Origin of the sequence: Mycobacterium sp. BK086 (assembly GCA_004362315.1) — a bacterium.
Lineage (GTDB): Bacteria > Actinomycetota > Actinomycetes > Mycobacteriales > Mycobacteriaceae > Mycobacterium.
Window position 1 is genome coordinate 411,602 of record SNWL01000003.1, and the last position, 19,262, is coordinate 430,863.

The 19,262-nt window shown below is 66.7% G+C and carries 17 protein-coding genes; 9 read left to right on the forward strand and 8 right to left on the reverse strand.

Features of this window, described 5'->3' with window-relative positions; translation table 11 throughout:
* Positions 1-37 precede the first annotated feature (37 nt).
* Positions 38-919 carry a KPN_02809 family neutral zinc metallopeptidase gene (gene ypfJ, locus EV580_RS01935; protein WP_133689472.1) on the forward strand — a complete coding sequence of 294 codons (882 nt, stop codon included), beginning with the start codon at positions 38-40 and terminating at the stop codon, positions 917-919.
* On the opposite strand, the gene EV580_RS01940 is transcribed toward ypfJ, so the two are convergent.
* Together EV580_RS01940 and EV580_RS01945 are read right to left on the reverse strand one after the other, a co-directional pair.
* Positions 916-1,578, reverse strand: a complete 663-nt coding sequence (locus EV580_RS01940) for a DUF427 domain-containing protein (protein ID WP_133689473.1) — start codon at positions 1,576-1,578, stop codon at positions 916-918. The two genes, ypfJ and EV580_RS01940, sit on opposite strands and share 4 nt — an antisense overlap.
* 4 nt (positions 1,579-1,582) lie before the next feature.
* Complete coding sequence (locus EV580_RS01945) at positions 1,583-2,464, reverse strand: acyl-CoA thioesterase (RefSeq protein WP_133689474.1); 882 nt, start codon at positions 2,462-2,464, stop codon at positions 1,583-1,585.
* Between the two features lie 76 nt (positions 2,465-2,540).
* Between EV580_RS01945 and EV580_RS01950 the strand changes: the two genes are divergently transcribed.
* The 4 genes from EV580_RS01950 (at position 2,541) to EV580_RS01965 (ending at position 6,979) form a co-directional block, all read left to right on the forward strand.
* The gene (locus EV580_RS01950; protein WP_133689475.1) at positions 2,541-3,161 is read left to right on the forward strand and encodes a TetR/AcrR family transcriptional regulator; all 621 of its coding nucleotides are present in this window, start codon (positions 2,541-2,543) and stop codon (positions 3,159-3,161) included.
* Between the two features lie 107 nt (positions 3,162-3,268).
* Entirely contained in the window at positions 3,269-4,498 is a 1,230-nt protein-coding gene (locus EV580_RS01955) for an amidohydrolase family protein (protein ID WP_133689476.1), read from the forward strand.
* Between the two features lie 82 nt (positions 4,499-4,580).
* A complete protein-coding gene (locus EV580_RS01960) occupies positions 4,581-5,720 on the forward strand; it encodes an acyl-CoA dehydrogenase family protein (RefSeq protein WP_133689477.1) in 1,140 nt (379 codons plus the stop codon).
* On the forward strand, positions 5,717-6,979 hold the full coding sequence (locus tag EV580_RS01965) for an acyl-CoA dehydrogenase family protein (RefSeq protein ID WP_133689478.1): 1,263 nt from the start codon (positions 5,717-5,719) through the stop codon (positions 6,977-6,979). The genes EV580_RS01960 and EV580_RS01965 overlap by 4 nt, the downstream gene beginning before the upstream one ends.
* Here the strand turns inward: EV580_RS01965 and EV580_RS01970 are convergent.
* Positions 6,976-7,986 carry an Rv2578c family radical SAM protein gene (locus EV580_RS01970; protein ID WP_133690977.1) on the reverse strand — a complete coding sequence of 337 codons (1,011 nt, stop codon included), beginning with the start codon at positions 7,984-7,986 and terminating at the stop codon, positions 6,976-6,978. The genes EV580_RS01965 and EV580_RS01970 overlap by 4 nt on opposite strands.
* A gap of 128 nt (positions 7,987-8,114) precedes the next feature.
* On the opposite strand from EV580_RS01970, the gene EV580_RS01975 reads away from it, so the two are divergent.
* The 4 genes from EV580_RS01975 (at position 8,115) to EV580_RS01990 (ending at position 12,652) form a co-directional block, all read left to right on the forward strand.
* Complete coding sequence (locus tag EV580_RS01975) at positions 8,115-9,413, forward strand: NtaA/DmoA family FMN-dependent monooxygenase (protein WP_133689479.1); 1,299 nt, start codon at positions 8,115-8,117, stop codon at positions 9,411-9,413.
* 1 nt (position 9,414) lies between these two features.
* Positions 9,415-10,545, forward strand: a complete 1,131-nt coding sequence (gene ribB / locus EV580_RS01980) for a 3,4-dihydroxy-2-butanone-4-phosphate synthase (protein ID WP_133689480.1) — start codon at positions 9,415-9,417, stop codon at positions 10,543-10,545.
* 10 nt (positions 10,546-10,555) lie between these two features.
* Complete coding sequence (locus EV580_RS01985) at positions 10,556-11,764, forward strand: MFS transporter (RefSeq protein ID WP_255497097.1); 1,209 nt, start codon at positions 10,556-10,558, stop codon at positions 11,762-11,764.
* Positions 11,765-11,875: 111 nt separating this feature from the next.
* The gene (locus tag EV580_RS01990; RefSeq protein WP_255497098.1) at positions 11,876-12,652 is read left to right on the forward strand and encodes a GntR family transcriptional regulator; all 777 of its coding nucleotides are present in this window, start codon (positions 11,876-11,878) and stop codon (positions 12,650-12,652) included.
* Here EV580_RS01990 and EV580_RS01995 read toward each other — a convergent pair.
* Genes EV580_RS01995 through EV580_RS02015 form a run of 5 tightly spaced genes read right to left on the reverse strand, consistent with a single transcriptional unit; the run spans position 12,602 to position 19,045 of the window.
* The gene (locus EV580_RS01995; RefSeq protein WP_133689481.1) at positions 12,602-13,807 is read right to left on the reverse strand and encodes an MFS transporter; all 1,206 of its coding nucleotides are present in this window, start codon (positions 13,805-13,807) and stop codon (positions 12,602-12,604) included. The genes EV580_RS01990 and EV580_RS01995 overlap by 51 nt on opposite strands.
* A gap of 6 nt (positions 13,808-13,813) precedes the next feature.
* Positions 13,814-14,818: an ABC transporter permease gene (locus EV580_RS02000; protein ID WP_166654558.1), complete on the reverse strand. Its 1,005-nt coding sequence runs from the start codon at positions 14,816-14,818 to the stop codon at positions 13,814-13,816.
* Positions 14,818-15,696 carry an ABC transporter permease gene (locus tag EV580_RS02005; RefSeq protein ID WP_133689482.1) on the reverse strand — a complete coding sequence of 293 codons (879 nt, stop codon included), beginning with the start codon at positions 15,694-15,696 and terminating at the stop codon, positions 14,818-14,820. The genes EV580_RS02000 and EV580_RS02005 overlap by 1 nt, the downstream gene beginning before the upstream one ends.
* Before the next feature lie 28 nt (positions 15,697-15,724).
* Positions 15,725-17,041 carry an NtaA/DmoA family FMN-dependent monooxygenase gene (locus EV580_RS02010; RefSeq protein WP_133689483.1) on the reverse strand — a complete coding sequence of 439 codons (1,317 nt, stop codon included), beginning with the start codon at positions 17,039-17,041 and terminating at the stop codon, positions 15,725-15,727.
* Positions 17,042-17,077: 36 nt separating this feature from the next.
* Positions 17,078-19,045, reverse strand: a complete 1,968-nt coding sequence (locus tag EV580_RS02015; protein WP_133689484.1) for a dipeptide ABC transporter ATP-binding protein — start codon at positions 19,043-19,045, stop codon at positions 17,078-17,080.
* Between the last annotated feature and the right edge of the window lie 217 nt (positions 19,046-19,262).

Consider the following 19,262-nt stretch of genomic DNA (forward strand, 5'->3'; position numbering starts at 1 on the left):
GTTGTCTGCGGTGGGGTGTCGATCTCGAGGAGTCACGATGACCTTCAACGAAGGTATGCAGATCGACACGAGTACGACCTCGACAGGTGGCGGCCGCGGTCGGGGCATCGCGATCGGCGGTGGCCTCGGCGGCCTGGTGGTGGTGCTGCTGGCGGTGTTCCTCGGTGTCGACCCCGGCCAGGTGATCAGCCAGCAACCGGCACTTCCGCCCGGCGCCGAACAATCCGGTTATGACCTGAGCAAGTGCCGCACGGGCGCCGACGCCAACGAGTACGTCGAATGCCGCGTGGTGGCCACCGGCAACTCGGTCGACGGCGTGTGGGAGAACCTGCTCAAGGGCTACACCCGCCCGAAGATGATGTTGTTCAAGAACAACGTCAACACCGGGTGCGGTCCCGCGTCCAGCGATATGGGTCCGTTCTACTGCCCGGTGGACCAGACCGCCTACTTCGACACCGATTTCTTCCAGGTGCTCAAGGACCAATTCGGTTCCAGCGGTGGACCGTTGGCGCAAGAGTATGTGGTGGCCCATGAGTACGGCCACCACGTTCAGGACCTGCTCGGCGACCTCGGCAAGGCGCAGGGCGCGGGTGCCCAGGGCGCCGGTGGCGGCGGTGTGCGCACCGAGCTGCAGGCCGACTGCTACGCCGGGGTGTGGGCGCACTTCGCCGCGATCACCAAGCAGCCCGGAACCGACGTGACCTACCTGAAACCGTTGACCGATAAGGACATTGCCGACGCGCTCTCGGCGGCAGCATCAGTGGGTGACGACCGGATTCAGAAGCAGGCGACCGGACGGGTGAACCCCGAGCAGTGGACCCACGGGTCGGCGGCCGAGCGCCAGAAGTGGTTCACCACCGGCTACCAGACCGGCGACCCCAAGCAGTGCAACACGTTCGCGGCCCGCGATCTGGGCTAGCCGGGCAACTCCGCGCTCATCTCGCATCGGTCGGCGTCGAAGCTGAAATATCCTGAGATGGCCGCTGTTTCGGGTAGCGGATCGTCGTAACTCCAGGCGACGTCCTGGACGTCGCCGGCCGCCCAGTAGGTCGCGTACCCCTTGTAGTTGCAGTAGCTCGACGTGTCCGTGCGGCGCAGCAGATCGGTGCGCACATGCGTGGGTGCGACGTAAAGCCGTGGCGCCAAGGATGTCTCGAAGACAATGACCGTGTCGTCGGTGTCGACGAGAACACCGCCGGGGACCTCGACGCGCAGCCGGCGCCGGGTCGGCCTGCAGTCGACGCGGTGGTACGGGTTCGGCGGGTAGTGCACCAGCGTGCGCCCCTCCTCCAGCCACGTGTCGACCGCATCCCACGGCACCCGAACATAGCCGGGCGCGAATTCTTCGGGTTCGGTTGGCAGATCACCTGTTTCACCGACCGGGAAGACGTAGCTCAGCGCCGCCCCCGCGCGGTGGACCATCAGTGCGTTCTCGGTGTCGATGACGACCCGGCCGTCACGCACCGCCTGCACCCGGCGCGGGTGCGGTTCGACGTAGACGATCGGCGCGGCCACCGGCGCGGAGAACCAGCCGGCCCGGTCCGGACCGAGTGGGCCGCGCCCGGCGACCAAGCTCATCGCACTAGATCCGGGCTTCGGCGGCGATCGCGTTGTCGGTGACCCGCAGCGGCCGGATCAGCGCGTCCTGGGTGAACGACGCGATCAGCTCGCCTTCCTGGGTGTGGATCGCCCCGCGGATATAGGACATGCCGGCGCCGACCTGGGTGCTCTCGTGGGTGTAGAGCAGCCAGCCGCCCCAGGTGACCGGCTCGTGGAAGCTCACCGTGACGGTCATCGGCGCGGTCGAGACCGTGAGGTGCGACTGCGCGGTGCCGATGCCTTCATGCGCGCGCATGGTCGCCGAGATACCCAGGTGCCCGGTGAAGTAGGCGATCAGGGCCTTGGCCAGGTCGTCGCGGGCCGGGATGGGCTCGTAGTGCAGCCAGGCGTAGACCTCGGGCGGGCCGACCTCGTCGGGGCTGTTGATGTCGACGACGTCGACGAGCTTGATCTGCCGTCCCGTCATCGGCATCTCGCAGTCGTTGGACTGGTCCGGCCCTTTCACCTCGGGGCGCGGCAGGTGATGGCGGATCACGTCGGGCGTTGGCACGTCGGCGAGCACGGTGAACGTCATGCAGCGCTTGTCATTCTGCGAGGCGGTGATGATCGCGGACGCGGTGGAGCGCCCTTCGGAGACCACGTCGATATCCAGCACCACCGGCGGACCGACCAGCACCGCGCGGGCGAACACACTGTGCACCGAGCGAATCGACTTGCCCTCGAAGCGTTTTGCCGCCGCGACGATCGCCTGGGCGAGAACCTGGGTGCCCTCGACGACCTGCCGCTCGTCGGCGTCGGCGATACCGGTCGGGGCGATGAAGCGGTCCTGGCTCTCGGCCTGGACGTCGAACAGGTCGAGCAGGCGCGCCACTGTCCAAACGGCGTCGCTGGAATCCGCAGTCATGTGTTCCCTCACCTCATCGTGTTCCAAGACGGTAACGTCATTCTCGTCACTGTAACCCGACCGATAAGCTGACCCGATGGCCAAGGCCAACGAACGATCAACCGAGACGACGACCGTCGATCCGGACTCCCGCGAGAGTCGCTTCATGCGCTCGGCGCTGTCGATCCTGGCCGAGACCGGTCGCACCGACTTCACCGTTCTCGAGGTCGTCGAGCGCTCGAAGACCTCGCTGCGCTCGTTCTACCAGCACTTCACCACCAAAGATGAGCTGCTGCTGGCGCTGATCGACACGATCATGGCCGAGTCAACCAAGGTGTGGCGCAAGGAAACCGACGGCCTGCCCGCCGCCGAGGCGATGCGCCTGCTGATCGATCGGATCTGCACCCCGGCCGAGACCACCAAGCAGGACAGCATCAACCGTGGCCTGACCTACTACAACGACCACCTCGCCGAGACCCTGCCGAAGGAGTACTCGCGGGTGCTCTCACCCCTGCATCAGCTGATCGGCGAGATCCTCGAACGCGGCAAGGACGAGGGCACTTTCCGCTCCGACCTGCAGTCCGAGACCACCGCGGCCCTCATCATGCAGGCGAACCTCGGGGCCATGCGGTTGCGCAGCCTGGGGGTCGAACTCAACGGCATCCCCATCGACGCGAAGCACATTTACGACTTCTGCGTGCGCGGCCTGCTCCCCTGACCTGTTTGCGCAGGTAGATCCCTCTTTTGCTGCAGATGTGTTTACTGTTGGGCTTACGTGGTAACGTCATTACCGTTACCCACTAAACAGACTCTCTGGAGGCGGACATGCCCTCGCGCCAGCTGCCCTATCCCGTTTTCGATGCCGACAACCACTTCTACGAGCCGCAGGAAGCGCTGACGCAATTCCTGCCGGACAACCGCAAGGGCGTCATCGACTACATCGACGTCAAGGGCCGCACCAAGATCGTGGTGCGCAACACCATCAGCGACTACATCCCCAACCCGACCTTCGAGGTCGTCGCCCGACCCGGCGCGCAGGAGGAGTACTTCCGCCACGGCAGCGGCGGCAAGAGCTACCGCGAGGTCATGGGCAAGCCGATGAAGGCCATCCCCGCGTTCCGCAACCCCGAGGCCCGCCTCGAGGTGCTCGACGGACTCGGCCTGGATTACACGATCATGTTCCCGACGCTGGCCAGCCTGGTCGAGGAACGCCTCAAGGACGATCCGGACCTGATCCTGGACATCATCCACGCGCTCAACCAGTGGATGTATGAGACCTGGCGGTTCGATTACGAGGGCCGGATCTTCTCCACGCCGGTCATCAACCTCAGCGTCGTCGACCGTGCGCTGGAAGAACTCGAGTGGTGCCTGGAGCGCGGCGCCAAGACCGTGCTGGTGCGTCCGGCACCGGTGCCCGGCTACCGCGGTTCGCGCTCGCTCGGCCTGCCCGAATTCGACCCGTTCTGGGACGCCTGCGTGAAGGCCGGTATCCCGGTGTGCATGCACGCCTCGGACAGCGGCTACGCCGAGTACCTCAACGACTGGGAGCCGGCCGCGGAGTTCACCCCGTTCAAGCCGACGTCCTTCCGGATGGTCGCGATGGGCAAGCGGCCCATCGAGGACACCATGGCCGCCCTGGTGTGCCACGGCGCGCTGACCCGCAACCCGGATCTGCGCATCCTGTCGATCGAAAACGGCGCGTCCTGGGTGCCTTACCTCTTCTACCAGTTCAAGGACGTCTACTCGAAGATGCCGCAGGAGTTCCCCGAGGACCCGATCCAGGCATTCAAGCGCGGTGTCTACGTGGCGCCGTTCTGGGAGGACGACTTCAAGAAGATGGGCGAGCTGTGCGGTATGGACCGCATCATCTTCGGCTCGGACTGGCCGCACCCGGAGGGGCTGGCCAACCCGATCAACCTCGTCGACGACCTGGTTGCCCAGGGTCTGAACGAGGAAGAGCAGCAGAAGGTGATGGGCGGCAACCTGGTTGACCTGTTCAAGGTCCCCAACGTGTCGGTCCACAAGCCCGACGTGCCCGCGCTCGTCATCGCTTGACCCTCTCGAAATCGTCGTGATGGACGTGGGCGCCGGGACGCCGGCGCGCACGTCCGCTGTGTAAGGAAAGCGAGGACGGCGCATGACGGATGTCGCCAATCCCGAACAACTGCTGTTCGTGTCGACGACCCAGGCATTCCTGGAGAAGGAAGCGTCCCTGAGCAAGGTGCGCGAGCTGCACGCAGCGGACACGTCCTTCGACACCGCCTGGTGGCAGCGTGCCGCCGAGCTCGGCTGGGCCAGCCTGCTGGTCCCCGAAGAGCTTGGCGGCGGCAGTGTTTCGGGCGACGGCTTGGCCGATCTCGCGTTGGTGGCCGAACAGATCGGGCACAGCGTGGCACCGGGGCCGCTGCACCCGGTGAGCGTCGTGCTGGCCGGCCTGGTCGAGGCTCCCGAGGGACATGAAGAGACCATCGAAGCGCTGGTGTCAGGCGAAGTGGTGGCATCGTGGGCGGTGTACGAACCGCGCAAGCCCCTGTCCCCGCTGACGCCGGGTGTGACGGCGACGCGCACCGAATCCGGTTACCGCATCGACGGGGTGAAGGACCGGGTGGAGGCGGGCGTCGAGGCGGGCGTCTTCCTGGTGGTCGCCGATTTCGAGGGTGCTCCGCGCCAGTTTCTCGTCCCGGCCGACCGCGCCACGGTGACCGAACAGCAGTCCGTCGACATGGTGAAGCGTTATGCCCGAGTCGAATTCAGCGGCGTTGATGTCGACGAGACCGCCGTCGTCGGCGACGCGGCGCAGACACCGGCGATCATCGAGCGGCAGCGACAGGTCGCCCTGGTGCTGCAGTGCGCGGAGATCGTCGGGATTCTGGACACCGTGCTGGCGATGACCACGCAGTGGATGTTCGACCGGCACAGCTTCGGTCGGCCGCTGGCGTCGTACCAGGCGCTGAAACATCGCCTCGCCGACATGAAGATGTGGTTCGAGGCGTGCCGGGCGACCACCGCGGGCGCGGTGGCCGCGGTGTCCGCACGCGCCGACGACGCTGCCCTGCTGGTCAGCGTCGCGAAAGCCTATGTGGCCGAGCGGGCTCCGGTGATGCTGCAGGACTGCGTGCAGCTGCACGGTGGCATCGGCGTCACCTGGGAGCACGACCTGCACCTGTTCCTGCGCCGTACCGCGCTCTACCGCGCGCTCTACGGCTCACCCGACGACCATCACCGGATGGTGTATGCGTTGAGCGCCAAGACCGTTCGACAGGAGGCTTCGGCATGACCGATGTAGCCATCTCCACCGCCACCGAATCGGTCGCCGACTTCGCCGCAAGGGCGCGAGTCTGGTTGGCCGACAACATGCCGCGTGTCGATCCCGACAATCTGCCAGTTGCCCTGCGGGCCGTGCAGTCCTCGTGGGACCGCGCCCAGGAACTGCAGAAGCGGTTGTACGAGGGCGGTTTTGCCGGCCTGTGCTTCCCGCGCGAGTACGGCGGGCAGGGCCTGCCGCTGGCCTATCAGAAGGCGTTCACCGCCGAGTGCCGCGGCTATGAGATGCCGCTGATCCTCAATGTGCCGTCGCTGACCATCTGTGCGGCGACAATCCTGGACATGGGCACCGAAGCCCAGAAGCGCGAACGTATTTCGGCCGCCATTCGCGGTGACGAGGTGCTCTGCCAGCTGCTCAGCGAACCCAGCGGCGGCTCCGATCTGGCCGGCGTCATCACGCGTGCCGACCGCGTCGGCGACAAGTGGATCATCAACGGCGCCAAGACGTGGAGCACCAGTGCGTTCGCCGCCGACTACGGCCTGATGCTGGCCCGCACCGACTGGACCGTGCCCAAACACCAGGGCCTGACCATGTTCCTGGTGCCGCTGAACTCCCCCGGCATCACCATGCGGCGGATCAAAGAGGTCAACGGCAACGAGGAGTTCTGCGAAGAGTTCTTCGACGGCCTCGAACTCGATGACGACGCCGTCGTCGGCGAGGTCAACAACGGGTGGGAGGTCGCGTCCCGGCAGCTGCACCACGAGCGCCGTGCGGTCGGCGGCGGTTCGGAGTTCGCCAGCGGCACCGACTCGGACAACGCCGAGGAGATGCCGCCCGATCACGTCGCCTACGTCGAGCTCACCGGCCAGGGCGACAACCTCGCCGTGCAGGCGCTGGCCGGTCAGGCATTGGCCCGCCGAATTGTCAAGGACCAGTTGATCGATCACGTCGGCAGCGCCATCGGCAACGGTTCGCTGCCGCCGAACGCGGGCACCTTGATCCGGCTGTTCCACGCCGAGACAACCGAACTCGAGGTCGACACCGCCCTGGCGATCGCCGGGACGGCCGGCGTGGTCGACGAGGGTGAGGAGCTGTCCGGTCTGCTGGACGCCATCGGCGTGCGGTACCTGTCGCGGCAGACCGGTTCGCTCGGCGGCGGCAGCAGCGAGATGGCCCGCAATGTGATCAGCGAGCGCATCCTCGGCTTCCCCCGCGAATTCGCCGCCGACAAGGGCGTGCCGTTCAACGAGGTCAAGCGGGGCCGCACCTAGAAGAGCGTCGGCTGCGGCTCCGGTTCGGCGACGGGCGGGGCGGCGGCACTGAACGGCCGGTGGTCGCGAGCCAGCCGGTGCTTGGCGATCAGCGGCGCGACCCGCTCGCGCAGCATGTCGCGGTAGTCGGCGGGCAGGTAGGCACCGCGCCGGTACAGCTGGCGGTAGGGCGCGACGAGTTCGGGATGTGAACGCGCCAGCCAGTTCATGAACCAGCCGCGCGTCGAACTGCGCAGGTGCAAGCCGAACACCGTCACCGAGGTGGCGCCGGCCGAGGCGATCTGGCCGAGCAGGCTGTCGAGGTGTTCGGCCGAATCGGTCAGGTGCGGCAGCACCGGCGCGACCATGACGTGGCAGTCCAAACCGGCGTCGCGCACCGCGGTGATCAGCCCCAGCCGAGCCTGGGGCGACGGGGTCCCGGGTTCGACGTCGCGGTGCAGATCGGGGTCGCCCACCGCGAGCGAGATCGCGACCGACACCGGAACCTGTTGTGCGGCATCGGTAATCAGCTCAAGATCCCGACGCAACAGGGTGCCCTTGGTCAGGATCGACAGCGGCGTGCCCGACCCCGCGAGCGCTCCGATGATGCCCGGCATCAAGGCGTAACGCCCCTCGGCCCGCTGATACGGATCGGTATTGGTACCCAGCGCCACCGCCTCCCGCCGCCACGACGCCCGGCCCAGCTCGCGACGCAGCACGTCGACGACATTGGTCTTCACCACGATCTGGCGGTCGAAGTCCTCACCCGGGTCGAACTCCAGATATTCGTGCGTGGGCCGGGCGAAGCAATACCGGCAGGCGTGCGAGCAGCCCCGGTAACCGTTGACGGTGAACCGGAACGGCAGCATCGCGGCCGCGGGGATCTTGTTCAGCGCCGACTTGCACAGCACCTCATGGAACGTGATGCCCTCGAACTGGGGCGTTCGCACGCTGCGCACCAGCCCGATGCGCTCCAGGCCGGGCAGCGCACCGTCGTCGACCGCTATCCCCTGGCCGCTCCACCGCACCCATCCATTCGAACGCACGTTCGATCATCTGTCAACGCCCGATATGGCGCAATGTGAGTGCTACGCCTATGACACGGCCGAGTAACGCCTTCCGTCTTCTCTTGAGGACAACAGCGGAAGGAGAACTTGTGACCGAGAAGTTCCATCTGGGTTGGTTTCTGAACTTCGTCGCCGACGAATGGAATGGCAACTGGGGTGACGGGGGGCGCGACTTCACCGGTGACTTCTACGTCGAGATCGCCAAAGACCTGGAACGGGCGAAATTCGACTACGTACTCATCGAGGACAAGCTCATGGTGTCGACCGCCTACGGCGGCACCATGGAGTTCGACCTCAAGCACGGTGTCAACCCCAAGCACGACCCCGTGCCGCTTGCCGTGCTGATCGCGGCTGCGACAAAGAATCTCGGGATCATCCCCACGATGTCGACGAGCTTCTACCCACCGTTCCTGTTGGCCCGGCTCTGCAGCACCGTCGATCACATCGCGCGCGGCCGGTTCGGCTGGAACGTCGTGACCTCCGCCGAGGACCGGGCCGCACAGAACTTCGGCATGGACAAGCTCTACGAGCACGACGAGCGCTATGCGATGGCCAGTGAGTACCTGGAGGTGGTCAGCAAGCTCTGGGAATCGTGGGAGCCCGACGCCGTTGAGCGCGACCATACGACCGGGACCTACGCGAACTACAAGAAGGTCCACACCATCGATTTCCATGGCAAGTACTACAAGAGCCGGGGCCCGCTGAACACCGCGCCGTCACCGCAGTACCGGCCCACCATCGCCCAGGCCGGCGCCTCACCGCCCGGACGCGAACTGGCCGCCCAGCACGCGGACACCATCGTCGCCCCCGCCAACGGCGCCGAGGCCATGAAGGCCTACCGCGATGACATCCACGAGCGGATGAAGGCCAACGGGCGCGATCCGTCGGAGTGCAAGGTGCTCTATCTGGTGTCCCCGATCGTGGCCGACACCCACGAGGAGGCGATCGCCAAGCGGGACCGCTGGTTCAACGACCCGCAGTACATCGAGTACATGCTCGCCGAGATCTCCTCGATCACCGAGATCGACTTCTCGCAGTTCGATCTCGACCAGCCGGTGCCCAACGTGACGACCAACGGTGAACGGGGCTCCCTGGAGAGCTTCCTGGCGCGCGGCAAGGGAAAGACGTTGCGCCAGATCGTCACCGGCAGCGGTCTGACCGCCAACATCCCGTTCATCGGCACACCGGAGGCGGTCGCCGAGGAGATGGGTGCGCTGATGGACGAGGTCGGCGGCGACGGCTACCTGATAACCAGCCCGGTGATGCGGCTCAACCGGCGCTACGTCACCGAGATCACCGACGGCCTGATCCCCGCACTGCAGAAGCGCGGGCTGACCCGCACCGAGTACACGACCACGATGCTGCGAGATACCTTGCGCGAGTTCTGATATGACGGTCATCGAAACGCTGGGCTGCGCGGTGGGCACAGCGATGGCGGACCTGCGCGAGGGTCGGATGGTGATCATCGTCGACGCGGACAATCCCGGCGACGACGGCGACCTGATGCTGGCCGCGGCGCATGCCACGCCCGAACGGGTGGCGTTCATGATGCGCCACACCGGCGGAATCCTGTGCGTACCGATGCTGTCGGCCGATCTCGACCGGCTGCGGCTGCCACCGATGGTGGCGCACAACGAGGATCCGCGTGGCGTCAGTTACTCGGTGTCGGTCAACGCCCGCACCGGCATCACCACCGGCATCTCAGCCGCCGACCGGGCCCGCACGATCGCGCTGCTGGCCGACCCCGCCACCACGCACGACGACTTGATCCGGCCGGGGCAGGTCTTTCCGCTGCGCGGGGCCGACGGCGGCGTGCTGCGCCGGGCCGGGCACACCGAGGCCGCAGTGGATCTGGCCGAGCTAGCCGGACTCCCGCCGGTCGCGGTGATCGGCGAAATCCTCGACGACGCAGGCGTTGTGGTGCGGGGGCAGGCACTGTGGACGTTCGCCGAACAGCATGGGCTCACGGTGGTCACGATGGCCGACCTGATCACCTATCGGCGGCGCACCGAGCGGCTCGTCGAGTTCAAGGCCGCCAGCCGGCTTCCGACCCGCCACGGTGTGTTTCAGGCGCACGGCTTTCGCTCGATCCTGGATGGCCGCGAGCACATCGCTCTGGTGATGGGCGATGTGGCGGGCCGACAGAAATCGCCGACATTGGTGCGCGTGCATTCGGAGTGTGTGACGGGCAACGTCTTTGACTCCGGCGGCTGCGATTGCGGCCCTTGGCTGGAGCAGGCGATGCAGATGATCGCCGAAGAGGGCCGCGGTGTCGTGGTCTATCTGCGCGGGGTCGGGGGCCAGCGAGGCTATCGACCGCACGACCCGTCCGCCGATGTACTCGACGCCAGGGAATACGGCCTGGGCGCCCAGATCCTGGCCGACCTCGGGGTGCGCCGAATGCGATTGCTGACCAACAACCCCGTCAAGCGGATCGGGTTGGATGCCTACGGTTTGACGATCGCCGGAACCGCGCGGTTGCGCCCGGCCGTGGCCGATATCTCTGCGGCAGAAGGTTGATGGCCTGCTGATGCGTTGCTCCGTCCCACGACGGTACGGGTCGCGGTGGTTCCTTCCGCTGATGGCCGCCGCCGGCGTCACGATGAGTCTCACCGCTCCCCTGGAAGTGCTGTTCATCCAGGCGGCGTCGGACAGCAGCACCTATATCGGGGTGTTCATGCTGGCCGCCTGCCTCGGCGTCATCATCGTGGACGTGTTCGGCACCAGGTTCGTCCCCGGGCTCGACGCCAGGGTGGCGCTGACCACCGGGTTGGCCATGTTCGCGATCGCCTGTATCGGCATGGGCGTTGCCGACGGCGGAGTGCTGCTGATGGCGTCGCGGATGCTGCAGGGGCTGGGCAGCGGGGTGGTGCTCGGCGCGGGATTGCAGGCCGCGGTGCGCGTTGCACCACGAGTCGAAACACCAATGCCACCAGGGCAATCCGACCCCGATATCGCGCGATGCCTGGCCCGCTTCAACGCGGCATTCCTGCTCGGCGGGGCGCTGGGCTCGCCGGGTGGTCTGCTCGTCGCCGGCATTGTCGAGGGCAGGGCCGGCTATCAGCTCGCCTTCGTCGGCACCGGCGTGCTGGCCCTGCTGGTCACCGCTGCGCTGGCGGTGGCACTGCCCAGGCTTGCCGCACCGCCGGGGATCGGGCGGCCGACCGTCGGGCTGCCACAATTCGTCCGCTCGCCGGGCAGCCGGGCCGCGCTCGTCCTGGCGATGGTCGGCGACTTCCTCAGAGGTGGCGTGTTGTTCACCGCGCTACCGCTGGCCGGTGCGGTCCGGCACTATCCGGTCAGCACGATCGCGGTGGCCATCGCGCTCATGTCTGTGGCCGAGATCCTGGCACTGCAGATCGCGTACCGCGTGATCAACCGCGTGGGTGTGGTGGCCGTGCTGGTGTCCTCGTTCCTGATGGGCACGCTGTGCGCCGCGCTGCTGGCGCTGGAGCCCAGCACCGGAACCTATTTCGTCGCCTCAACGCTGTTCGGCATCAGCCTGGCGGGCGCGACCGCCAGCCTGCCGGTGCTCGTCGTGGCACAGGTCAGTGAGTCCTCTGCGGGGCTGGCGAAGTTCCGTATCTCCGCGGGTATCGGCATGCTCGCCGGTTCGGTGGGCTGTGCCGTACTCGCCACCCAGATCAGCATGGCCGGTCTTTTCGCACTGATCGCGGTGCTTCTGTTGTGCAGCGCACAGTTGGCCCACTTTGTGGGCAAGCGCATGACGGCGGCGTAACCGGCGCGAATCAGGTCTGCCAGCAACCGGTAACAAACTCCTGGTGAAATATCGGCAAGGGACTTTGGTCCCCGATAGTTGGGAATCTGGCCGCCGGGAAGGAGACCTAGGTTGGCGCTTCACGACCCAGCGATGTACGGGAGCTGTCGAGCGGGATATCACCCTCGGGCCGCACTCCGGCCCGAGGTGGTCTATCAGCGCCAGCGCGCCAGCCCGGACCGGCTGAACAACTCCGCGCGGCGGACCTACGACCTCCTGCGCTCGACCCTGGTCACCACCGGACCCACCATGGCGCTGGTCGAAAGTGAACTGACCGACGCCCTTTCGGCGAGCCGCAACACGGTACGGGCGGTACTTCAGCAGCTGGCAAGGGAGGGCTTGGTGGTCCGCGAACCCAAGAACGGAACCCGCGCGACGGGCGCGCTGCTGTTGCCGATCGACGAGCTCGCACCCGTAGCGTCCCGCCGGCTGGATTACCGATCGCTGGGGTGCCCTCCCCTGGTCCGTGACCGACTGCGCCTCCCGGCGGGGTGGACCGTGCTGATGATCGAAAGCCTGATGCTGAAAGACTCATTACCACTGGGCATTTCGGTCAGCTACATCGCGTTGCCGGAGGGCCAGTCGCTCGACATCGACATCGACGACTCCGATGTCATCCTGATCCTCGAACGAAAACTGGGTATCCAGATCGGCGGCAGCCACTGCACCATCGGCGCGATCGCCGCCGACGAACAGAGCGCCGAACTGGTCGACGTGGAGGTCGGTGCTCCGCTGATCTGGCTCGAGGACGTCATCGAGGACGAGCTGGGACAGCCACGGGCGTTGTCGCAGTTGCGGCTACGCGGCGACCGAGTCGCCTTCTCCGCCACGGCCCGCCGGTTCGCCTAGCGTCGGCCTGTTCAGGTACCTGCGGCCGACCACAAGTGTGGCGGCCAGTGTCAGCAGGCCCACCAGAGCCGACACCAGCATGGCGCGCTGCGGGCCCAGCACGCTGGAGGTGACGCCCAGGATCACCATCCCGGTCGGCAGTGCCAGTCCGATCGTCGTGCTGAGAAGTCCGAGTGCGGCGGCACGTTCATGGATGCCGACCGCCGCCACCGGCAGCGTCGCCTGCGCCGACCCGAACAGCGCCTGCCCGATTCCGGCGATCCCCAACGCGACCAGCGTCACGCTCAACAGCGGTGTGGCCGCGACGATCCCGAGGCAGCCCAGGCAGAGCGCGACACCGCCGACGTACGCGGCCAGCGGACGCCGCACCGGGCGCATCACCAGAGCACTGCCCACCACCAACTGTGCGATCCCGGCCGCCGCACCGATCACGCCTGCCATCGCCGCACCCGCGTCGAGATGCTCGGCAATCACCGGAACCAGTGGCAGGAACGCGAAATAGCACAGATTGCAGATCACGGTCACCAGCAGGATCAGGGTCAGCGCCGGTGAGCGGGACAGCAGCCGCCAGTCAGTGCCCTGCCGCACCGGCACCGCGGCGAGCCTCGGCGGGGCATAGCGCCGGGTCGACGTCCAGAACAGCAGCACCGAGCCGGCGAGCAGCGCCGCGGGAACGCCGAATGCCACCCCGAGGCCGAAGACCGAAATCGTGAGCCCTCCGAGCAGAGGCCCCAGCATCATGGCGGCGGCCATGCTCGTCACTTCGATGTTGAGCACCCGAGTCGCGCGGTCCGGGCCGGCGAGACGGAACAGCAGCTCCCGCTGAGCGGTCATGTTGACCATGCCACCGAATCCGTAGGCCAGTTCGAACGGATAGATCATCCACATCGACACCGCCCCGGTGGACACCAGCACGGTCATGAGCACCGACACCGGCAGCAGCACGAGCTCGGTCACGAAAACCATGGTGCGAGGCTCGATATCGGATCGCGACGAGAAGTAGGCACCCGCGAGCATCGGCGCGAACATGGCCACCCCGACGAATTGGTTCGCGATCGGCGGACCACCGAGGTGGGTCACCAGGTAGGTGCCCAGGAACAGCCCGTTCCATCGGGTCAGGTGCCACATCCACGAGCTGACGAGCAGAGACGGCACCAAGTTCTACAGCGCCACTCTCGGATCGGCGAGCGATTGCATCATGTCGATGACGATATTGGTCACCACGTAGAGCGCACCGACCGCCAGCGTCACCCCGGCGATGGCGTTGAAGTCCGCCTTGTCGATGGCGCGCGATATGTAGAGACCGATTCCCGGTCGGGCGAAGATCAATTCGACAAGGATGCAGTTGCCGACCATCAACGCGAGCTGCAACCCCAGCAGGGCCAGTACCGGACCCACCGAGTTGCGCAGTGAGTGCACCACCACAATTCGCTTCTCCGACAACCCGATCGAGCGCGCAGTTCGGGTGTGATCGGCCCGCAACGTCGCTTCCAGGCTGCTCCGCAGGACACGACCCACCGCGACCGCGGGGGTCAACGCCAGGCAGAACGCCGGCAGCAGAAGGTGATAGATGTCGTCGGCGAAGATGTCCGGGCGGCCGGCCAACAGACTGTCGATCAGCAGGAAGTGCGTCGGTCCCGTCGGGGCGTCGACGTACGACGTCTGGCCGGTCACCGGCAGAATATTCAGCCACCGGTAGAAGACCAGCATGCCCAGCAGGCAGGCCAGGAACACCGGCACCGACGCGCCCGACACCATGACCACCCGGAGCACTCCCGAGCCACGCCAGCCCTGTGCGGTGATGAGGCCCAGCACGAAGCCGATGACCACGGTGAAAATCATTGCGGCGAAGAGCAACTCCAGTGTCACCGGCAGGAAGCTAGCCAGGTCAGACAGCACCGGGGTCCGAGTGACGGTCGACTGACCGAGGTCACCGGTGACCGCCTTGGTGAGGTAGTTCCAGAACTGCATGGGCAGTGGCTGATCCAGGCCGAGCTGGTGCCGCGCGGCCGCATAGACCTCGGGAGAAGCCTTGGCGCCCACCAGGGCTGCGATCGGGTCGACCGGCGCCAGCTTCTGCAAGGAGAACACCGCCAGGACGAGCATGATCAGCACCGGGATCGCGCCGAGCAGCCGGCGGGGCAGGACCGTGAGGATGGCGAGCATCAGCGGTCCCGAATCCGGTCGCGGATCGCGTCGCCGGCGAAGTTGGCGACCAGCGCGATCACCGCGACACCGACCGCGGGCATGATCGGAATCCACCACGCGCTGAAGATGTAGGTGACACCCTGCGCGCTCATCGATCCGAGTTCGGGTGCGGGCTGGGGAGCACCGAGTCCGAGGAATGACAATCCCGCCACAATCAGGACCAGGGCCGCGATGTCCAGGCTCAGGGTGACAATCGTCACCGGAATCGCGCCGGGCAGCAGATGCCGGTACATCAACCGCCACCGGCCGATTCCGCCTACCCGGGCCGCCTCCATGTGCGGTGAGGCCCGAAGCCTGCGCACCTCGGCCCGCACGATGCGGGTGTACAGCGGCCACCACACGATCGCCACCCCGATCAGGGTGTGCGTGTAGGACCGGCCGAGCGCGGCGACGACCGCCAGCGCGAGGATCGGCCCGGGCAGCGCCAGGAACGCGTCGGTCACCCGCATCAGGACGGCGTCGACCCAGCCGCCGCGGGCGCCGGCGACCAGGCCGACGAGGCCGCCGAAGATCGCGCCGAACGCACCCACCCCGAGCGCACCCCACCAGCTGGACTGCATGCCGACCAGCACCCGGCTGAAGATGTCGCGACCGACGGTGTCGGTGCCGAACAGGTTGGCGCCGTTCGGGGCCGCCATCGGCTGGCCGACCACCGCCAGCGGATCATACGGCGCGATGTGGGCGGCGAAGATGGCCAGGACGAACATGGCGGCCAGCCCGCCGAACGCGACGTAGTTGGGTACCGATGTGCCCTGGAAATACTGCCGGACGCCCAGCCCGAGCCGGCTGCGATACCGGACGAGTGGAGTCGGTACGTAATATTCGGCGACCGCCATGGAGTTCTCCTCGTTTCGTTGTGCCGGATCAGAATTCGCGCAGCGTCTCGCGCAGGGTGGACGTGCTGTACGACGTGCGGGTCAGCCCCAGCCGTTGCAGCTCGGGCACCAGGCCGTCGGTGATGGACGCGATGTAGTTGCGGTTGAGGTCCCAGCCGGGCTTCATGATCAGGAACCCGTCGCCACCGATCTCCTCCATCGCCTCGCCCATCTTGCGTGCGACCGTCTCGGGCGTGCCGACGAATTCCACGCCCGTGGTGGCCCAGTCGACGGCCAGCTGGCGAAGCGTCTTCGGTCCCGGGCTGCCGTCGCCGCGCATGAAATGCTCGAGTGAGCCACGTTCCCCGTTGGTCGTCAGGTCCTCGGGAAGTGGTTGGTCCCAGTCGAATTGCTTAAAATCGATCTCGGTGTTCGACGCGATGCTGACCAGTTGCTTCTCCACATAGCTCCGGGTCGCCGTGAGACGGTCGATATCGGCGCGCGCCTCCTCCTCGGTCGCGGCGACGACAGGCGATACGCAGAACATCAGTTTGATGTCGTCAGGATCGCGCCCGGCCTCGGCAGCCCGCTTACGAATATCGTTGCGGTAGGACCGCATTCCCTCGACTCCGGTGCCGACGGCGACGATCGCGTCGGCCGCGCGGGCAGCGAAGGCGCGCCCCCGCGGCGACGCGCCGGCCTGCAGGATCGTCGGCTTGTGCTGCGGTGAGGGCACCGTGTTCAACGGACCGCGGGACTTGAAGTACTTACCGACGAAGTCGACGGTGCGGACCTTCTTGTAGTCGGCATAGGTGTGGGTCTCGCGGTCCATGACCACCGCATCGGCATCCCAGGAATCCCACAGCTCGCAGACCAGGTCGTAGTACTCGTCGGCCACGTTGTAGCGCTCGTCGTGTTCGGGCAGTGCATCCAGACCGAAGTTCTGCGCCGCGCGGTCTTCGGCCGAGGACACGATGTTCCAGCCGAACCGGCCCCCGGCGATCGAATCGACCGTGGAGGCCAACCGGGCCAACAGGTACGGCGGATAGAACGATGTCGACATCGTCGCCACCACACCAAGGTTGGACGTGTTCGCCGCGATCAGCACCGCGAGCGGCACCGGGTCGTGTTTGGGGGCGAAGATCGAATTCTTCAGCGCCCCTTCCATGGTGCCGCCGTATGCGTCGGCGACCATGACGGTGTCTTCGATCATGATGAAGTCGAAGCAGGCGCGCTCCATGCTGCGGGCCATGTCCACATAGAACCGCCCATTGGACCAGTTCGCCACGTCCGGGGATGCCCACGGGGAATCCCATTCGGGCGGAATGAAATTCATGAACCAACCGAGGTGGAACTTGCTCGCCATTACCTACTCCTCTTCCTTGTTGATGTCGTCATGCCACTACGCCAGCAGGAGTTCCTCGGGCTGCCCGGTCGCGAGCAGACATGCCGCCATGTGCCTGCTGGTGCCGTCGATCGACAGCAGCTGCGGGGACTGGTTGGTGCACCGGTCGATCCGTTCCGGGCAGCGCGGATGGAACGCGCATCCGGTGGGCACCGCCAGCGGGCTCGCGGGCTCGCCCGCCAGCCGAACCGGTGCGGCTCCCGGGGACGGCACGGCCGCCAGCAGCGCCTTGGTGTAGGGATGTTTCGGGCTGTTGATCAGGTCCTCGGTGGGGGCGACTTCGACGATCTGTCCGAGGTACATCACCGCGATGCGGTCCGAAATGAACCGCGCGGCAGCCAGGTCATGCGTGACGAACATGACGGCCATGCCCAATTCCCGGCGCAGGTCCTGCAGCAGGTTGAGCACCGACGCGGCCAAGGAGGCGTCCAGCGCCGACGTCGGCTCGTCGCACAGCAACAGTTGCGGTGGCACGATGATCGCGCGGGCCAACGCCACCCGCTGACGCTGGCCACCGGACAGCAGACTCGCCTTGATGGCGGCGACGTCCGGCGGCAGCCCGACCTGGCGCAGGACTTCGTCGACGCGCTCACGGCGCTCGGCTCGCCCGGTGGTCTTGAGTAGCCGCTCACCAACGAGCTCGCCGACCGTCATCCATGGCGTCAGCGAGGCACCGGCGTCCTGGAACACCACCTGGGGGCGATTGCCGGTGTGCTCGACGCTGCCGCCGTCGGGATCGAGCAGCCCGGCGACCACCCGCAGCAATGTCGACTTCCCCGAACCTGATTCGCCCACCACGGCGATCGACTCCCCCGGCGCCACATCGAGGATGACATGTCGAAGGGCATGCAGGGCATCGCGCTTCAGAAGGCCGCGACTGACCCCGAACTGCTTGTCGACTCCGTTGATCTGCAGCACGGGCCGGTCTTCGTCGACGGGCGGCATCGGCGCGAACGAGCGGGTCTCGGAACGGGAATGCGTTGCCGCGGCCGCATTCTCGACAATGCATGCCACCAGCCCGGGATGGCTGCTCGCCGGTACCGGCTCGGGAAGGCTCTGCGAGCACGGCTCGATCACCGCAGGACAGCGCGGTGCGAACGCACATCCGGCCGGGTGGTTGCGCGGATCGGGTGGCTGGCCCGGCAGCGCGGCGATCGCCTGTCCCAGCGGAAGGTCAAGATCCAGACGCGAATTCAGCAACCCCATGGTGTAGGGATGCGACGGGGCGGCCAGCACGTCGTCCATCGCGCCGAACTCGGCGAGCCGGCCGCCGTACATGACTGCGACGCGGTCGCAGATCTGGGAGGCGACACCGATGTCGTGGGTCACGACGATGAACGAGGTGCCCAGCTCGTTGCACAGATCCCGCAGCAGGGCCAGCACCTGCGCCTGCACCGTCACGTCCAGCGCCGTGGTGGGTTCGTCGGCGATCACCAGATCGGGTTTTCCCGCCACTGCCATGGCGATCATGACCCGCTGGCGAAGACCGCCCGACAGTTCATGGGGATAGGCCTTCATCCGCCGCACCGGATCCGGCACACCGACGAGATCCAGCAGGCGCCGGGCCTCCTCGGAATCACCAGCCGCCTCGGTGATCTGCCTGCCCACCCGCATCGTGGGATCCAGGGACGTCATCGGGTCCTGAAACACCGCACCCAGGTGTGCCTTGCGCACCTGACGGCGTTCCTCGGGACTGGCCGCCACCATGTCCACCCCGCACACCTCGGCGCGGCCCGTGACGATCGGCGCGGGCTCACCGGCCAACAGCCCGAGCAGCGCAAGGCCCATCACGCTCTTGCCCGACCCCGACTCCCCCACCAAGGCCAGCACCTCGCCGGGCAGGACATCCAGGCTCAGCCCGCGCAGCGCGTGCACATCGACTCCGCGACGCTGAAAAGTGACGTGGAGATCCTGTACCCGCGCCCTCGGCTCGATCCCGGGGATGTCATTCGATGCGTTGTCCATAACTGCGCCCTTGTTCTGCGGGAGTTTCGACCAGGTGGTGAAGCTACGAGCGCAGCCGCCGTGGGCCGCTCGGACACCATCAGCAAAGCGGCACCGCATGACGCGTCCACGTCACCGACGTGTCGAACGTATTGCGCCGATACCCGGGAGACAGCGGTGCCGTGGCGCAATGCAGGCTTTACCACCCTGACGGTCGGCAGAAATATCCCCCGGTTTG